The sequence below is a fragment of the Halomonas sp. DP8Y7-3 genome, from assembly GCF_019801675.1.
Classification (GTDB): Bacteria; Pseudomonadota; Gammaproteobacteria; order Pseudomonadales; family Halomonadaceae; genus Halomonas; species Halomonas litopenaei_A.
In genome coordinates this window covers 518,957-535,009 of record NZ_JAHVIO010000009.1, presented here as the reverse complement: position 1 = coordinate 535,009, position 16,053 = coordinate 518,957, and the positions used below count along the sequence as shown (strand labels likewise).

Sequence of the window (16,053 nt, the reverse complement as noted above, 5' to 3'; positions counted from 1 at the left end):
ACGACATACTCCGCCGCCTTGGCACGCGCCTCAGGCGCTGCTGGCATCGACCACCAGTCGGTTGCGGCCTTCCCGCTTGGCGGTATAGCTGGCCGCATCGGCTCGCTCGACCAGCGCCGCGACATCGACATCACCGGGGCGAAACTCGGTGATACCGAGACTGGACGTCACCCGATACTCGTGGCCTTCATGCACCACACAGGTCCCGTGAATGGCAGAAAGGATAGCCTCGCCGATGCGTCTGGCCTGAGCCAGGGAACAGCTTGGCAGAAGCACCGCGAACTCGTCTCCCCCCTGACGGGCAACATGATCACTGCTGCGCACACAGCCCGACACTTCCCTGGCGATACGCTTGAGCATCTCGTCGCCCAGGGGGTGGCCGCCTTCATCGTTGATCGGCTTGAAGCGATCCAGGTCGAACAGGATCAGCGCAGAGGGCGTCGACGTCTTGCGCCAGTCCACCATGGCCTCCTCCAGGCGCCGCTCGAAGCCACGCCGATTGAGTAGTCCGGTCAGCGGGTCATGCTCGGCCTCCCATTGACTCATGGCCTCCTGCTGGCGGCGAGCCGTGATGTCCTTGACGGTACCCACGAAACCGAAGATATCGTCGTCAATCGCCACCTGGCTGGCATGCACCTCAAGCCACAGCAGTTCTCCGTCTTCACGCCAGTAGCGATACTGACGCAGGAAGGTCTGACCAGACATCAGGCTGTAGCGCCACAGCTCGATGGCGGACTCGCGATCTTCTGCATGGATGGCCTGAACCCAGGCCGAACGGTCCATGTCATCCGGCGAACGCCCGGTCAGCTGCACCAGGGCATCGTTCACATAGGTGATACGGCCCTGGGTATCCGTCACGAACATGCCGATGGGGGAAGACGCCAATACCCCGTCCAGAAAGGCTTCACGACCGCGCAGGTCGGCCAGCGCCTTTTCGCGTTCCACCTCGACGGCATTGAAGGCCGAGGCCAGCTGGACCAGTTCCTTCATCTGGGTATCCAGCACCACGCGACCGCGGGTGCCCTTGCCCACCTGGGCGATCTGCGACTGCAACTGGTACAGCGGTCGCAGCAGCAGCCAGACCATCCATCCCAGCAACGGCAGCAGCAGCAAGGCAATCCCGATGCCCACCGCTCCCAAGCGCTCGAGTAGTCCTCGTAGCGGCGCGAGTACCTGGTTTTCCGGCAGGAAGACTCCCACCACCCAGTTGGCAGGCCACACCTGACGATAGGACTGGAAGGTCATCTCACCACTGAAAGCGGGACCATAGCGCTCTCCCTGCCAACCATACAGAGCAAGGTCGAGGGCCGGATTATGATTGAGCTCACCCTCGCGCCCCAGTTCCCCCATCACCTGGCGTTGATCCGGGTGGTAGAGCACCTGACCGGCGGCGGAAAATACCGCAGCGTAGCCGTCATTGCCGATTCTGACTCGACTCAGGCGGCGAAAGATGCCTCCGGCGTTGACTTCCACCACCCCCGCCAGAGCGCCCTCGAAACGCCCCTCGTCGGACACCAGCGGGACCATAAGCAGAACCAGCGGCAGCCCGATGACGCGTCCATAGATGGGCTCACTGACGTACGGGCGGCGCACCTCGCGCATAAAGCTGAAATATTCCCGGTCACTGATATCAAGGCCCTGGCGCCCTGGCGTAGGCGGCCAGTCGGCGGCCACCTTGCCGGTTGCGTCCATCACGACCAGAGCATCGAACAGCTCGAGCAGGGCCCCACTATCGCGAAGGGCCTCACTGGAGGCGTCCAGCAGAGCCCGGTTATCACGCAGCGCTGCCAGTCGACCGAGCATATCGAGCCGGGTATCGATTTCCTCGGTCACCTCATCGGCGATCAGTCGGGTTTCGTAACGCAGGTGGGAAAAGTTGACCTCGCGAACCAGATCCTTCCCGGTGTACCAGCCCCAGACCAGCAGAATCGTGATCACTACCAGCCAGGTGGCTGCTAGACCGATCAACATTCTCACTTGTAGTGACAGCGTTGCCACGACACTGAACAGCTTGGCCACGAAGGTTGGTCCTCAGGATATGTCAGCGAGTTATCACATCCGTCGTGAATAACATAAATACTACTCCTAAACACTCATTTCCTATAACCGAAATAGAAAGGAATCATTGTTCCCATGAGACATCAGTCTCTATCTTTAAGACGTAGACCGTGATCAGTGAACAATGGAGACGCCTCATGACCCGCAAGACCATGACCACCAGCGCCGGAGCCCCCATCGGCGACAACCAGAACAGCCTGACGGCCGGTCCGCGCGGGCCCTTGCTGCTTGAGGACTACCAACTGCTGGAGAAGCTCGCCCACCAGAACCGCGAGCGCATCCCCGAGCGTACCGTCCACGCCAAGGGCTGGGGCGCCCACGGCACCCTGACCATTACCGGCGACATCACTCGCTATTCCAAGGCCAAGGTCTTCACTCCGGGCAGCCAGACGCCGATGCTGGCGCGTTTCTCGACCGTTGCCGGTGAGCAAGGCGCAGCCGATGCCGAGCGCGACGTGCGCGGCTTTGCGCTCAAGTTCTACACCGAGGAAGGCAACTGGGACCTGGTCGGCAACAATACGCCGGTGTTCTTTATCCGCGACCCGTACAAGTTCCCGGACTTCATCCACACCCAGAAGCGCCATCCCCGCACCAACATGCGCTCCGCCACGGCAGCCTGGGACTTCTGGTCACTGTCGCCTGAGTCACTTCATCAGGTCACCATGCTGATGTCGGACCGCGGTCTGCCCACCGATGTGCGTCATATCAATGGTTACGGCTCGCACACCTATTCATTGATTAATGCTGACGGCGAGCGTGTGTGGTGCAAGTTCCATTTCCGCACCGCCCAGGGACACCAGCACTTTACCGATGCCGAGGCGGAGGAAGTGGTCGGCAAGAGCCGTGAAACGACTCAGGAAGATCTCTACAACGCACTCGAGAACGGTGATTACCCGCGCTGGAACGTCTTCATTCAGGTGATGACAGAAGACGAGGCCAAGCGCTGCCCCTTCAACCCGTTCGACCTGACCAAGGTATGGCCCCACGGCGACTATCCGCTGATTGAGGTGGGTCACTTCGAGCTCAACCGCAACGCCGATAACTACTTCGCCGAAATCGAGCAGGCCGCCTTCTCACCGTCCAACAAGGTGCCGGGCATCGGCTTCTCACCGGACAAGATGCTGCAGGCCAGGGTCTTCTCCTATGCAGACGCCCACCGCTATCGTCTCGGCACCCACTACGAGGCGCTGCCGGTGAACCAGCCGAAATGCCCGGTCCACCACTACCACAAGGATGGCCCGATGCGCTTCTTCGCCAATGGCGAGGAAAACCCGGACGCCTACTACGAGCCCAACTCTTTCGGAGGCCCGCAGGAAGACCCCAGCGCGGTCGAGCCGCCGCTGCCGCTGGAAGGTGACGCCTGGCGCCACAACCATCGTGACGGCAACGACGACTACAGCCAGCCGAGGGCCCTGTTCGAGCTGATGAGCGATGAACAGAAGCAGCGTCTCTTCGGTAACATCGCCCGTCATATGCAGGGGGTTCCAAGCGAGATCAAGGAACGCCAGCTGGGCCACTTCGAGAAGTGTCACCCGGAGTACGCTGCTGGCGTACGCGAGGCCATCGCCCGAGTCGGGGATTGATCACCAGTCCTGACGACGCCTTCACCACTAAAAAAACGGGCCCCGAGGGGCCCGTCCTTTTATTACTCTTTGCCACAACCGGCCCACCGGGGCTCAGTTGTCGAGCACAACCTTCAGCTCGTAGTTATTGGGGCCGTCCATCGAACTGCCGAACTTCTGTCCAGTGACGCGGATGTGGTAGGTGCCCGGATCCAGCTGGGTGGATAGGTCCACATTACCGTTAAAGCCTTCACCAGCGCCTTCGGCAACAATGCGACCAGAGCCATCCGCCACTTCCATGGTCAGACGATAGGTGTCTTCATCTCCCGGCGGGAAGGTGGAGGTAGTGATGCGCACCTGGCTTGGCTCGGCCACGTTGAACGACAGCACCTCACCGCGGGCACGAATCTTGACGTCGGTCTTGACGCTCTGTACCTGACGTTCGTCAGGGTTATTACTGCGTGCTTCACTGCCGCTGACGCTTTCGGAGGCCCCGGCAACCGCCGCCGTACCGGCCACCGCAGCACCGCCGGCCGCTGCACTGGTGGCTCCAGCACTGGAGGCAGCCGCACTGGAAGCCGTCGCGCTTGACGATGCAGCCGCCGCACCGCTAGCCGTCGCGGAGGCAGAAGTCGCAGCGGCAGATTCGCCACCCAAGGTCACCACGGCGTCACGGCTGGTGACAAAGGCGCTCTGATTGCCTTCTCGATCAGCCCCGGTGAACTGCAGCCCCATGCCATCATCGACCTCGATCCGGTTGCCCTGGCTATCCAGGCCCACCACGGCAATGCTGTAGCCATCACCGGCGCGGCCGCGACGGCCAAAGCGGGTGCCCTTGACCTGCAGCTCATACTTGCCTGGGGTCAGGCGGCTTTCGAGCTGCAGCCCACCATCCTGGCCGTATCCCTTACCACGAGCGATCACATTCCCGGCATCGTCCATCAGCACCGCGTCAATCTGGTAGGTATCCTCGTAGCCGGCGCTGACGCTGCTTTCGAAACGGTAGACCCCCTCTTCCTCTACCTCAAAGTCGTGTGCCTGCGGGGACCCGAACAGAAAGGTCTGACTGCGCGCGTCGCTTTCCGGCTTGAAGAAGCCGGTCAGGTCGAGCTGGCGATTTTCCTCGCGGAAGCGCTCGGTCACGGCGCTATCGTAGGCCTGGACAGTGGAGCTGGCCAGAGCAACGCCAAGCGCCAACAGCGCCGCGGGTAGGGTGACGTCTTTCATGGATCCTCACATGCTTGCGGTCGAGTGCAGAAAAAAAGCCGATCCCTGAGGATCGGCTTTCGTTTATAGCGTCACAACGCTAAGGGGTCAAACCTGTTGGATTAGAACAGGTAGGTCAGACCCACGGCGTAGCCATCACCTTCGTTGGCTTCGCGATCGTACCAAGCACCTTCAATGTAGGTGTACATGGCGTCGGAGATGTTGTAGGTCACGCCGGCAACGAATTCGTTGTAGCTATCGTCGTTCTCGTCGTCGTCATCAGCAGCGTCGACGTCGAAGCCATCGCCACCCACGTCGATGTACTGGTAGGAACCGTAGACATCACCCATGCCGTCCAGGTAGCCATAGCGGGCACCGATGGCGTAGTAGTCGGCATCTTCGAGGAAGCTGTTGTCAGACTCGAAACGCTCGTACTTGAGGGCAACGCGCAGGCTGTCCCACTGGTACTGCATGGTGACACCGTACTGGTCGCCCAGATCTTCATCGTCAGCGATGTCAAACTTGATGTCGTCGCCCGTGGCGCCTCGCGGATAGGTGCCACGCTCGAGGTCATAGATGCCCAGGTCATCATAGACACCGGCGACAGAGAAGCCGCCGTAGGTGTACTTCAGACCACCAAAGATGGAAGCCTCACCGCCATCTTGCAGCAACTCGGACTCAGCATCACCCTTGTACTGGGTACCCACGGCGAACTGGAAGCCGCCCCAGACCGGAGAGGTGTAGGTGATCTTGTCGCCTTCGGGATCGCCGGCAACAACGTCCTCGTCATTCGCTTCCTGGCCCGGTGCACCCTTGAAGGTGTTGGAGTCAGAGACGTCGAAGTATTCGTTGTTGGAGATCGGATCCTGGATCCAGTCGTCCAGCAGGGAGTCGTAGGAACCGATGCGCGCGTCACCGAAGTTGCCTTTCATACCGATGTAGGCGGTGTCGCCTGCATCACGGCCAGCAACCTTCATCTCGTCGGCCTTGAAGTCGTCGATTTCGATCTTGGCGTAACCGATCAGACCGTTGTAGATGACGTGCTCAGCGGCGAAACCGAAGGTAGAGCCGTTGTCGGCGATTTCGTCGCGACGCTCACCTTCATCGTCCTTCTGACTGACGTAAACCAGCTGAACGTTACCGTAGATGTCGAGCTTGGTGCCGTCTTGGTTGTAGACGGTAGCAGCCTGGGCGCCAACGGCGGTGAAGGCAGCAGCACCAGCGATGGCAGTCGCTAACAGTGTCTTTTTCATTGCTGAGTTCCTTTTGACTAGCTTGCTGTTTCGATCGTTGCTGCGCTTGGCAGCCTTGGCTTGCCGGTCATTGCCGGCTCGTATTTCTGTCCTGACGGGTTCCTGGCAGGGAACCTGAACAGCGAGCCTGACAGCGGCGAAGCCTTGTTATAGTCCAATGCTCGCAAGGGCAACCATATACCGGGTTTCTCAGGAGCGCAACAAGAAAAAAACACTGTTTTCGTTCCAGCTGCCCATCGCTTCGACACCGATCCCTGCGAAAATGCTACCCGAGCAGAAACTGCAAAAGGCAGTTAACGAACATTGTTCGCCAACTGTTTACCGATTCTGCATAGAAAGCTGCATCGGGCGTAGCGCTAACATCATGCCCCGCTGATGTGACGCTTTCAAGTCAATGAGAGAGCAAACGGGTTGAACAGCCGCCCCTGCTATCAACGGCCTTGACCAACACCGCAGCGATGCCTGCACCGGCGCTGCGCTGCGTTGTGCTGTGTTAGTGCTTCACGGATAGTCGGAAGCTGGGCGGCAGGGGTCAGGCACTGCTCGACGGCTGACGTCAGCGCTTCTTTAGCGGCTGCTGTTGTGACGCGCCAGCAGTTCATCCAGCTTTCGCTGAAGGCGCGTTTCCTCGCCATCACCCTGAGGGTCCGAGGTGACGGCGGAGGTCACGCTTTCCGTGGGGCGAGCGGGCTTCGCGCTCACACTGCCAGTGTCCCGGTGGCCAGCGTGAGTCAAAGCCTTGGCGGATGCGGAGGTGTCGCTGTTGCCGGTGCCTGAAGGCTTGCCGGAATCGGAACGCTTATCGGAGTCTGAGTGGTTGTCGGAGCCTGAGGGTTTGTCATTGCCGTGCCCCTTGTTGCGCCGACGGCGCGACATTGTGCCGCGCCCACGCTGCTCCGCCTGCAGTCGGTCCAGCTTGCGTTTGGCATGCTCCGCCGCCTGGGCATCGACCTGGCCGACCAGTTCGCCATCCAGGCCAATCCGCTCCGCCCCTTCACGCACGGACTTGAGGTAGCGAGGCAGGTTCACATAGCAGGCCAAGGCGCGGCGGACGAGCTTTTCCGGCCAGGGTTCCCGGGCAGCAAGCTCCTCATGGATGCCCACCTTAAGCGGCCGGGTGTGGCCCTTGAAGAAGGTCTGGTCATAACGACGATACCAATCCCCCAGCAGCGCCTGGGGAGACGGCGCCTTGTCAAAAGCGAGGTCGCCCTGCACTCCCACCTCTGTATCAGGCTTTTCTGCGACCTGGTCATCGCTGTGACTGGACAGCGCAGCCGTGTCGGCCGTCGCCGTTGGGGGGTTCTCGGTAGCAGTCACCTCGGCAGCAGTCGACTCCTGTGCCCTTTCATCTTTCACCGGCTCGCTGCCATGGCCCAAAGAGGCCGGGCTCTCCTGGCCGGGCTGGGACGCGATCGTCGGCGCGCTGGACGAAGCGCCCTGCTCTCGTTCATCGCGTGCAGGGCTATCGATAACAGGGCTATCGCTGACAGGACGTGGACGATGCTGCATCAGGGCAGCCAACCCCTGGGCTCGGCGCTGGGGGGGACGGAAGGCAGTGATGTCAGGTTCGTGATCCGGGTGCTCGACGCGGTCACGCAGTCGGGCATTGTGCGCCTCAAGCTCGCGATTCTGCTCATCGAGTTCGCGGTTTTCTTCCTTGAGCTCGCTATTTTCCTCGAACAGCGCGGTGCGCTCTTGGATCAACGACGTGCGTTCCTCAATCAGCGACGCGCGTTCCTCGATCAACGACGTGCGCTCCTCAAGCAGCGACTCACGCTGGGACGCCAGGGCACGATGCTCGGTTTCCAGGGTCTGCTGCGCTTGCCGCAGGGCGTCGAGCTGTGCTTCCAGATCACCCAGGCGCTCCCGTGCAGCGTTCAATTCGCTGGCCAGGCGCTGCTTGTCATCCAGCAGCTGGCGCTGGTCGCTGGACAGCTGCCGCTCGCGCAGGCGACCTTCACGCAGTCCGTCCAACAGCGACGCCGTTCGTTGCTCAAGCGCCTCCAACGGGTGTTCTGCGCGTGTCTCGCTCACGTCGACTCCTCCAGGCTCACCAGGTTACTGCGATGACGGGGCCGCTGATGTCAGCGCCCGCTATTGTCGGGATTATCGACACAGTCTGTGCCAGGCCCGGCGATGTGGCAATTGTCGCCTGTCTGCGACGATCGGCACCCACTCTATTTACCGGGCGTTCAGGCTGACATGCCGTCTTGCGAGCGGGACCGCTCGTAGCGCACAAAACGATAGTGGGGCTGGCCTTCGGCGGGCGTACCGGCGTCGCTTGCCTGTTCGGTCCAATCGTCATCGAGGGCCGGGAAGAAGGCATCTCCCTCGATCTCGATATCGACCTCCGTCAGATACAGTCGTGACGCCAGCGGCATGGCCTGGGCATAAATCTGAGCGCCCCCCATCACCATGATTTCCTCGGCGGCTTCGATGGTGGCCTGCTGGTCTGCCAAGGCAATGGCGCTGACCAGATCGTGACATACCCTGACGCCGTCATGGGCGAAGGTCTTGTCCCGCGTCACCACGATGTTGAGGCGATTGGGCAGCGGACGGCCAATGGACTCGAAGGTCTTGCGCCCCATCACCAGGGGCTTGGCCTGAGTCATGCGCTTGAAGAACTTGAGATCCTCCGGCAGGTACCAGGGCAGCTGGTTATCCACACCGATCACTCGGTTGCGCGACATGGCGGCGATCATGGCCACCGGCACAAAGGTGTCGAGCTCCGCGATCCGCTGGGCATCACGGTCAGGATGAGACTGTTCCGTCGTCGGCGCCTGGGTCATACCGCCACCTCTGCCTTGATATGGGGATGTGGTTCATAGTCTTCGATGGCAATGTGTTCGAAGCGGAAATCGAACAGGTTGTCGACGCTCGGGTCCAGCACCAGCCTGGGTGCGGACGTCGGCTGACGACTCAGCTGCAGCTCGGCCTGCTCCAGATGATTGAGGTAAAGGTGGGCATCTCCCAGGGTATGCACAAAGTCGCCGGGCTTGAGCCCAACCACCTGGGCAATCATCTGCGTCAGTAGCGCATAGCTGGCGATATTGAACGGCACGCCCAGAAAGATATCGGCGCTGCGCTGGTAGAGCTGGCACGACAGCTTGCCGTCAGCCACATAGAACTGGAACAGGCAGTGGCAAGGGGGCAGCGCCATCTCATCCACCAGGGCAGGGTTCCAGGCAGAGACAATCAGGCGACGGGATCCGGGATTCGTGGCGATCTGTTCCAACAGCGTTTCGATCTGGTCCACATGGCCGCCCCGCGGGTCGGGCCAGCTGCGCCACTGATAGCCATACACAGGCCCGAGGTCGCCATCCTCATCCGCCCACTCATCCCAGATACGGACACCGTGTTCCTTCAGGTAGGCAATATTGGTATCACCCTTCAGAAACCACAGCAGCTCGTGGATGATCGAGCGCAGGTGAAGTTTCTTGGTCGTCACCAGCGGAAAACCACGGGACAGGTCAAAACGCATCTGGTGACCAAAGATCGAGCGGGTGCCCACGCCGGTGCGGTCTTCCCGCTCGACGCCGTTGTCCAGCACGACGCGCATCAGATCCAGGTACGGCTGTTCCAAGGCGGGCAGAGAGGCGGTTTCAGGGGCGACGACAGACATGGGCAATCACTCGTTGGAACGTTTCAAGACGAAGCTGGCCGGTCATTCTACTGACCGGCCAGCCGTGATACCAGAAGCGGCAGCACTCGTCCTGAAAGCGATTTGTCAGCGCGGATCGTCGAGCAACAGGCGCGCCCTCATCCGGCGCTCGGGCTAAGCCTGGCATCCACTGGCTGCCGACGGGACCAGGCCACCAGCAGCACACCAAAAACGATCATCGGCAGACTGAGCAGCATGCCCATGGTGACCCAGTCGAAGGCAATGAAGCCTAGCTGAGGGTCGGGTCTGCGCACGAACTCCACCGAGAAGCGGAAGGCGCCGTAGCCCAGCAGGAACAGACCCGATACCAGGCCCCGACGTCTGGGCGTGGCCGACACCCACCACAGCACCACAAACAGCACCACGCCTTCCAACAAGGCTTCGTACAGCGACGATGGATGGCGCGGTTCAGGGCCATAGCCGGGAAACGGCATGCCCCAGGGCAGGTCAGTGACGCGCCCCGGCAGCTCGTGATTGATGAAGTTACCGATACGTCCTGCCCCAAGGCCGATCGGTACCAGCGGCGCTACGAAGTCGGTCAGCGTGAAAAACGCCAGCTGCTTGCGGCGGGCGAACAGCAAGGCTGCCAGCAGCACCCCGATCAGGCCGCCGTGGAAGCTCATGCCGCCATCCCACACCTTGACGATCCACAGTGGATCCGCCAGCCACTGGTCCAGTCCGTAAAACAGCGCGTACCCCAGTCGTCCCCCTGCCACGACACCGATGGCGGCGTAGAACAGCAGGTCGCCCACATCGTCACGGGTCAAACCGATCCGATGCGCTCGGCGACAGCCCAGCCACCATGCCGCGACAAAGCCGACGACATACATCAGTCCATACCAGTGGACCTTGAAGGGACCCAGCGCGATGGCCACCGGGTCGATTTGAGGGTATGACAGCATGCTCGGTTATGTCCCTGATCAGTAAGAGAGTGAAATCGATATGGCGGAAGACTCATGTGACCGCGAAACCCTGCTCGGGTTCGCTACAGCAGGAAGCCGAGTCCGACTACCGTCAGCAGCAGCGCGAATGACAGCTTGAGCACCCGTGCCGGCAGCCGGTGGGCCAGGCGCACACCCAGCCTGGCGCAGGGGACGCTGGTCAGGGCAATGCCGAACAGGGCAGGCAGCATGAGAAAGCCTACCGCCCCCTGGGGTAGCCGAGGATCGCCCCAGCCCACCGCGACAAAGGTCAGAGCCCCGACCAGCGCAATCGGCAGGCCACAGGCAGCCGAGGTGCCCACCGCCTGGGTCATGGTGGCGCCACACCGAATCAGCCAGGGTACGCTCAGAGTGCCCCCGCCGATACCGAACAGTGCAGAAATCCCCCCGATGACGCCGCCAGCGACGATCATGCTGCGCCGCCCCGGAGCGCTGCTGCCGGCCTTGGGTGAGCGCCCCAGTACGAGCTTCAGCGCAACCAGCAGCAGGAACACCCCAAACAGCGTGCCCAGCATGCCGCCGGACAGGGCTCCCGCCACGAAGACTCCGGCGATGGCCCCCAGTACCAGCCCTGGAAGCAGGGCTACCAGCCAGTCGCGGCGAATGCTGCCGCGCCGATAGTGTCCCAGGGCCGAGGAAGAACCGGTGATGACGATACTTGCCAGGGAGGTGCCTACGGCCAGGTGCATGGAAATCTCCGCAGGCACTTGCTGCAGTGCAAACACGGCCATCAGGCTGGGTACGATGATCAGTCCTCCGCCCACGCCATACAAGCCGGCAAGCGCCCCTGCGACCGCCCCGAGCGCCAGATAGGACATGATGGCCATGAGCATCAGGACAGCCTCGCGGATTGAGGCAGCCAGGTGTCGAGCAATTCGAGCAATGCCTGGGGACGATACGGCTTGGCCAGGAAGGCATCCATGCCGACCTCCTTGAAGCGCTGTTGGTCTTCATCGCTGGCATTGGCCGTCAGCGCGATCACTACCGCACGAGGGCGTTCCGGGTGAGCGGCCTCGACAGCGCGCAAGCGACGAGAAGTCTCGATACCGTCGATATCAGGCAGCACGATATCCATCAGCACCAGGTCCACCACATGGGCATCTAGCCACTCCAGGGCCTCTTCGCCGCGGGTTGCGGTAACCACTTCCACCCCACGCCGTTCCAGCACTTCGCGTGCCAGCATCAAATTGACCGGGCCATCGTCGACGATCAGAACTTTCGGTGCCTGGTGTCGCGGGGATGAATCCCGAGCGGCGCTTCTCTCTTCCTCGTCGCCCGCCTCCAGGTTGTCCAGCAGCAGGCGTATATCGCCCAAGCGGCGCAGCAGCTCGCCGGAGGGCCTTGCCACACCATCGACGGTCTCAGTGTCGGCTGCCCGACGGCTGTCCTGCTGACTGCCGGCCTGCGGTGAAGGGCTGCCATCTGCTTGCATCAGTGATTCCAGCTCGACCACCAGCGGCGCCAATGCCTTGCTCAGGTGGCTCAGATAGCTCGACTTCAAGCGCGATTCCTCGCGAGCACGGGATAGTGCAGCTTCCAGCCGGCGGCTTTCCTGCTGCCAATTGTTGACTTGATCGGCATGAATGATCGGCCCCAGGCCAACCATAGGGGGCGGAGCTTCCGCCACGGGAGGAGCGCTGGACTCGAAGGCGTCCAGCAGCGTTTCGACTCGGTCAACGGGAGCGCCGGCAGCATCAGCGGGCTTTCCTGTCCTCGTCTTGAGTACCTGATGCAGGCATGCCTCGACTCTGTCGAGCAGCCCGCCAAGATCCCGCTCCACTTCGGCTAGTCGGTGCTTGAGCAGCACCAGGAACACCATGATATTGAGCGCGGTGCCCACCAGCAGCCCCGTGATCATCCACAGCGTCGTGCTCCAGCTGGATGCCGCCGGCATCAGCCAGTGCAGCGATAGCGCCAGCACCAGGCATAGCGCCAGCAGTACCCCCTGGGCAGCTGCCACTGGCCACAGGATGGGAATGACCAGCCTGCGCCACAAGCGTTCCTTGCCGTCGTCGCCTAGCATCATCCCTACCGTTATGTGAAGGAACCACGAGTTTACGTCGCCAGCTGCCGACTGTCATGGTGGCACAGGCGACGACATAAACGCTGTCCTCGCGGATTCCCATCGGCGACATATGCCGCTACCCTGCATCGATGTGTCTTATCGCCCTGCACCACGCCCCAGCTGACAGCGTCCCCGATAGCCGGCACGCTGTTGTTCTCATCGCCAATCGCGATGAGCTACACGCTCGCCCGACCGCCCCGCTGGCGGCCTGGGACGATGCTCCCGGCCTGGTCGCAGGACGTGATCTCGAGGCCGGAGGCACCTGGCTTGGCGTCCACCGCCGCGGGCGCTTTGCCGCCATCACCAACGTCCGCGACCCCGACTTTATCCCCGAGCCTCCGGTGGCGAGCCGCGGCCTACTGGTGCGACAAGCACTGGAAACCGACGACCTAGAGCACTGGCTGCACCGTCAACAGTGCGACCATGCCCTGGCATATGCCGGTTTCAACCTGCTGGTCGGTGATGGGGAACATCTCTGGCATCTGCGCCGGGATCGTCATGGCGCTACCCTTGACCGGGTCACGCCAGGTACCCACGGGCTGTCCAATGCGTCACTGGATACGCCATGGCCAAAACTCGAGAAAGTGACGCAGGCCCTGACTGACGATGTCATCCACCAACGGGTCGAGACACTTCCTCAGGCCCGTCGAGGGTTCAGTGACCAGCGGCGCCCGGAGGACGAGCGCCTGCCCGACACCGGCGTCGGGCTCGACCTTGAGCGCTTCCTGTCACCTGCCTTTATCGTCGGCGATGACTACGGCACCAGGGCGACCACCAGCGTGGTGCTCGTGCGGGGCGATGTGAACAACGGCGTCGATGAGCACTTTGTCATTCACGAACAACGTTTTGGCCCTGGTGGCAGCTTCCTCGGGGAAACGCGGCTGACATTGCCCATCAGCCGTCGCTAACCCAGCGCAAGCCAGTAGGTACCTGGCACTGCGCCTAAGTATCTCGATCCCGTGGCGGCCTCAATCCCGTGGCGGCAGCAGATGGGCCAGCTGCCAATCTTCCATTCGCTGCGTCAGGTGGGCACGCACCTGGGCCGGGGTATCCAAGGCCAGCGTCTGCGTGACTAGCTCTGCCGCGTCCTGACGGGTCACGCGACGGATGGCAGCACGCACCCTGGGCAGGTTCGGGCCGTTCATGGACAGCACTCTGAAGCCCATTCCCATCAGCAGCAGTGCTCCCGCAGGATCACCGGCCAACTCGCCGCACACCGACGTTGGCACACCCAGCTCGTCACTTTCTGCTGCCAGACGATACAGTGCCGACAGCACCGCCGGATGGCAGGAGTCATAGAGATCCGCCACGCGTGGATTGTTGCGATCCACCGCCAGCAGGTACTGGGTCAGGTCGTTGCTGCCCACCGAGAAGAAGTCGACCCGAGCTGCCAGTGCCTTGAGCTGATACAGGGTCGCCGGCACTTCCAGCATCACCCCCAGGCGCGGACGACGCACATCGACGCCTTCCTCGCCCAGCTCGACGATGGCGCGCTCGATCAACCTCAGGGTGTCGTCCACCTCGTTGACGTTGGTCACCATCGGCAGCAGCAGCTCCAGGTTGTCGAGGCCTTGTGAGGCTCTCAACATGGCCCGCAGCTGCACCATCAACACTTCGGGGTGATCCAGGGTCACGCGGATACCACGCCAACCCAGGAACGGATTGGCCTCCTCGATCGGGAAATAGGGCAGATCCTTGTCGCCACCGATGTCCAGCGTACGCATGACCACGGGCAGAGGGGAAAAGCTCTCCAACTGCTCGCGGTAGAGGCGTGTCTGTTCCTGCTCGCCGGGGAAGCGCTCGGTGATCATGAAAGGCACTTCCGTGCGATACAGCCCCACCCCGCCGATGCGCGTCTTCAATGACGCCACGGTATCGACCGTCAGGCCGGTGTTGACCATCAGGGTCATGGCGTGGGCATCCGGCGTCACGCTGGGCAGGTCCTGCTCGTGCTCGAGCATGGCCGCCAGGGCCTTCTCCTCATTGATCAGGCTCTGGTAATGGGCCACCAGCTCTGGCCCGGGCCGCACGAATACGCGCCCGCGGTGGCCGTCCATGACCAAGGGGGCACCGTCCAGGCGAGGCAGCGGCAGGTCGACCATCCCCGACACCAGCGGAATACCCATTGCTCGGGCAATGATGGCCACATGGGAGTTGCTGGAACCCCGCACCGAAATCAACCCACCGAGGCGCTCCCGCGGGACCTCGCCCAGCAGGGCAACGCTGATCTCGTCACCGATAAGAATGGCGCCCTTGGGATAGTGCTCCGGCAGGCGTGGGGATTCCTCCTGGAGGTGCGCCAGCACGCGCCGCCCCAGGTCACGCACGTCCGCCGCGCGCTCCCGCAGGTAGTCGTCATCCACGCGCTCCAGGTACTGCACGTGACGGCGGACCACGTCGGCCAGCGCCCCGGGCGCCCATTGCCCTTCGCGGATGCGCTTTTCGACTTCCTGGGATAGCGCCGCCTCTCCCAGCATCTGCTGGTACACATCGAACAGCGCCAGCTCCTGGGTAGAGATACGATTGGCGAGGCGCTCGCCTGCCGCGCGAATCTCGTCACGCACCCGCGCGATGGCCTCCTTGAGGCGAGCGATCTCGTACTCCACATCGGTGGGAATCAGGTCAGGCACGCTATCCAGATCCGCCGGGGGTGACAGCACCACCGCTTCACCGATGGCCATTCCCGGGGATGCCGCCACCCCGACAAAGGTTGCCTGGACACCGGGAAAGGCCGGACAGGTCAGACCACCGGTGGCCAGCGCATGGGCCAGCACACCCGCCAGCTGAGCGCCCATGGTGACCAGAAAGGCCTCATCGGATTCGTCATAGCGTCGTCGTTCGGTCTGCTGCACCACCAGTACGCCGAGCATGCGCCGCTGGTGAATGATGGGAACGCCAAGGAAACTGGAATAGCGCTCTTCGCCGGTGGCCTCGAAATAGCGGAAGCTGGGATGCGCCTGGGCATCTTCCAGGTTGAGAGGCTCTTCCCTGCGTGCAACGGTACCTACCAGCCCCTCGCCCACCGGAAGCGCCACCTGGCCCACGGCCTGGGTACGCAGGCCGATGGTCTCCATCAGGACCAGGGCTTCACGTTCGCTGTCGTAGAGATAGAACGAGCAGACGTCGGTCTGCATCGCCTTGCGCGTGCGCCGAACGAGGGTCGCCAGCGCAGCGTCCAGGCTGCGCGCGCTGTTGACCTCTTGAATGATGCGTTGAAGGACCTTGAGCATGAAAGGCCTCACCCCTGTTCTTGTACTGGTCCGGTCAAGGGGCGACCGAACAATGATTGGGGACCATCTTGCCAGGT

12 protein-coding genes are annotated in these 16,053 nt (G+C 62.2%); 2 read left to right on the top strand and 10 right to left on the bottom strand.

Annotated elements, in window-relative coordinates:
- Nucleotides 1-30 precede the first annotated feature (30 nt).
- Nucleotides 31-2,019, bottom strand: a complete 1,989-nt coding sequence (locus KUV86_RS12080; RefSeq protein WP_315857848.1) for a diguanylate cyclase domain-containing protein — start codon at nt 2,017-2,019, stop codon at nt 31-33.
- A gap of 176 nt (nt 2,020-2,195) precedes the next feature.
- Here KUV86_RS12080 and KUV86_RS12075 point away from each other — a divergent pair, with 176 nt between their 5' ends.
- Nucleotides 2,196-3,641 (top strand): catalase, encoded by a 1,446-nt coding sequence (locus tag KUV86_RS12075; RefSeq protein WP_222484923.1) that lies wholly within the window; start codon nt 2,196-2,198, stop codon nt 3,639-3,641.
- Between the two features lie 93 nt (nt 3,642-3,734).
- On the opposite strand, the gene KUV86_RS12070 is transcribed toward KUV86_RS12075, so the two are convergent.
- From KUV86_RS12070 to KUV86_RS12035, 8 genes are all read right to left on the bottom strand, one after another.
- Complete coding sequence (locus KUV86_RS12070) at nt 3,735-4,847, bottom strand: hypothetical protein (RefSeq protein WP_222484920.1); 1,113 nt, start codon at nt 4,845-4,847, stop codon at nt 3,735-3,737.
- A 101-nt stretch (nt 4,848-4,948) separates the two neighbouring features.
- Nucleotides 4,949-6,079: a porin gene (locus KUV86_RS12065; RefSeq protein WP_222484012.1), complete on the bottom strand. Its 1,131-nt coding sequence runs from the start codon at nt 6,077-6,079 to the stop codon at nt 4,949-4,951.
- A gap of 567 nt (nt 6,080-6,646) precedes the next feature.
- A complete protein-coding gene (locus KUV86_RS20085) occupies nt 6,647-8,113 on the bottom strand; it encodes a ProQ/FINO family protein (RefSeq protein ID WP_315900986.1) in 1,467 nt (488 codons plus the stop codon).
- Between the two features lie 158 nt (nt 8,114-8,271).
- On the bottom strand, nt 8,272-8,781 hold the full coding sequence (locus KUV86_RS12055) for a dihydrofolate reductase (RefSeq protein ID WP_261395903.1): 510 nt from the start codon (nt 8,779-8,781) through the stop codon (nt 8,272-8,274).
- Between the two features lie 83 nt (nt 8,782-8,864).
- On the bottom strand, nt 8,865-9,701 hold the full coding sequence (locus tag KUV86_RS12050) for a thymidylate synthase (RefSeq protein ID WP_222484918.1): 837 nt from the start codon (nt 9,699-9,701) through the stop codon (nt 8,865-8,867).
- 137 nt (nt 9,702-9,838) lie between these two features.
- Nucleotides 9,839-10,642 carry a prolipoprotein diacylglyceryl transferase gene (gene lgt, locus KUV86_RS12045; RefSeq protein WP_206941099.1) on the bottom strand — a complete coding sequence of 268 codons (804 nt, stop codon included), beginning with the start codon at nt 10,640-10,642 and terminating at the stop codon, nt 9,839-9,841.
- Nucleotides 10,643-10,725: 83 nt separating this feature from the next.
- Nucleotides 10,726-11,514 carry a sulfite exporter TauE/SafE family protein gene (locus KUV86_RS12040; protein ID WP_222484014.1) on the bottom strand — a complete coding sequence of 263 codons (789 nt, stop codon included), beginning with the start codon at nt 11,512-11,514 and terminating at the stop codon, nt 10,726-10,728.
- On the bottom strand, nt 11,514-12,704 hold the full coding sequence (locus KUV86_RS12035) for a response regulator (RefSeq protein ID WP_222484917.1): 1,191 nt from the start codon (nt 12,702-12,704) through the stop codon (nt 11,514-11,516). Before KUV86_RS12035 ends, KUV86_RS12040 begins: the two co-directional genes overlap by 1 nt.
- 131 nt (nt 12,705-12,835) lie before the next feature.
- Between KUV86_RS12035 and KUV86_RS12030 the strand changes: the two genes are divergently transcribed.
- Nucleotides 12,836-13,654, top strand: a complete 819-nt coding sequence (locus KUV86_RS12030) for an NRDE family protein (protein WP_222484016.1) — start codon at nt 12,836-12,838, stop codon at nt 13,652-13,654.
- 60 nt (nt 13,655-13,714) lie between these two features.
- On the opposite strand, the gene ptsP is transcribed toward KUV86_RS12030, so the two are convergent.
- Entirely contained in the window at nt 13,715-15,976 is a 2,262-nt protein-coding gene (ptsP, locus tag KUV86_RS12025) for a phosphoenolpyruvate--protein phosphotransferase (protein WP_206941114.1), read from the bottom strand.
- Between the last annotated feature and the right edge of the window lie 77 nt (nt 15,977-16,053).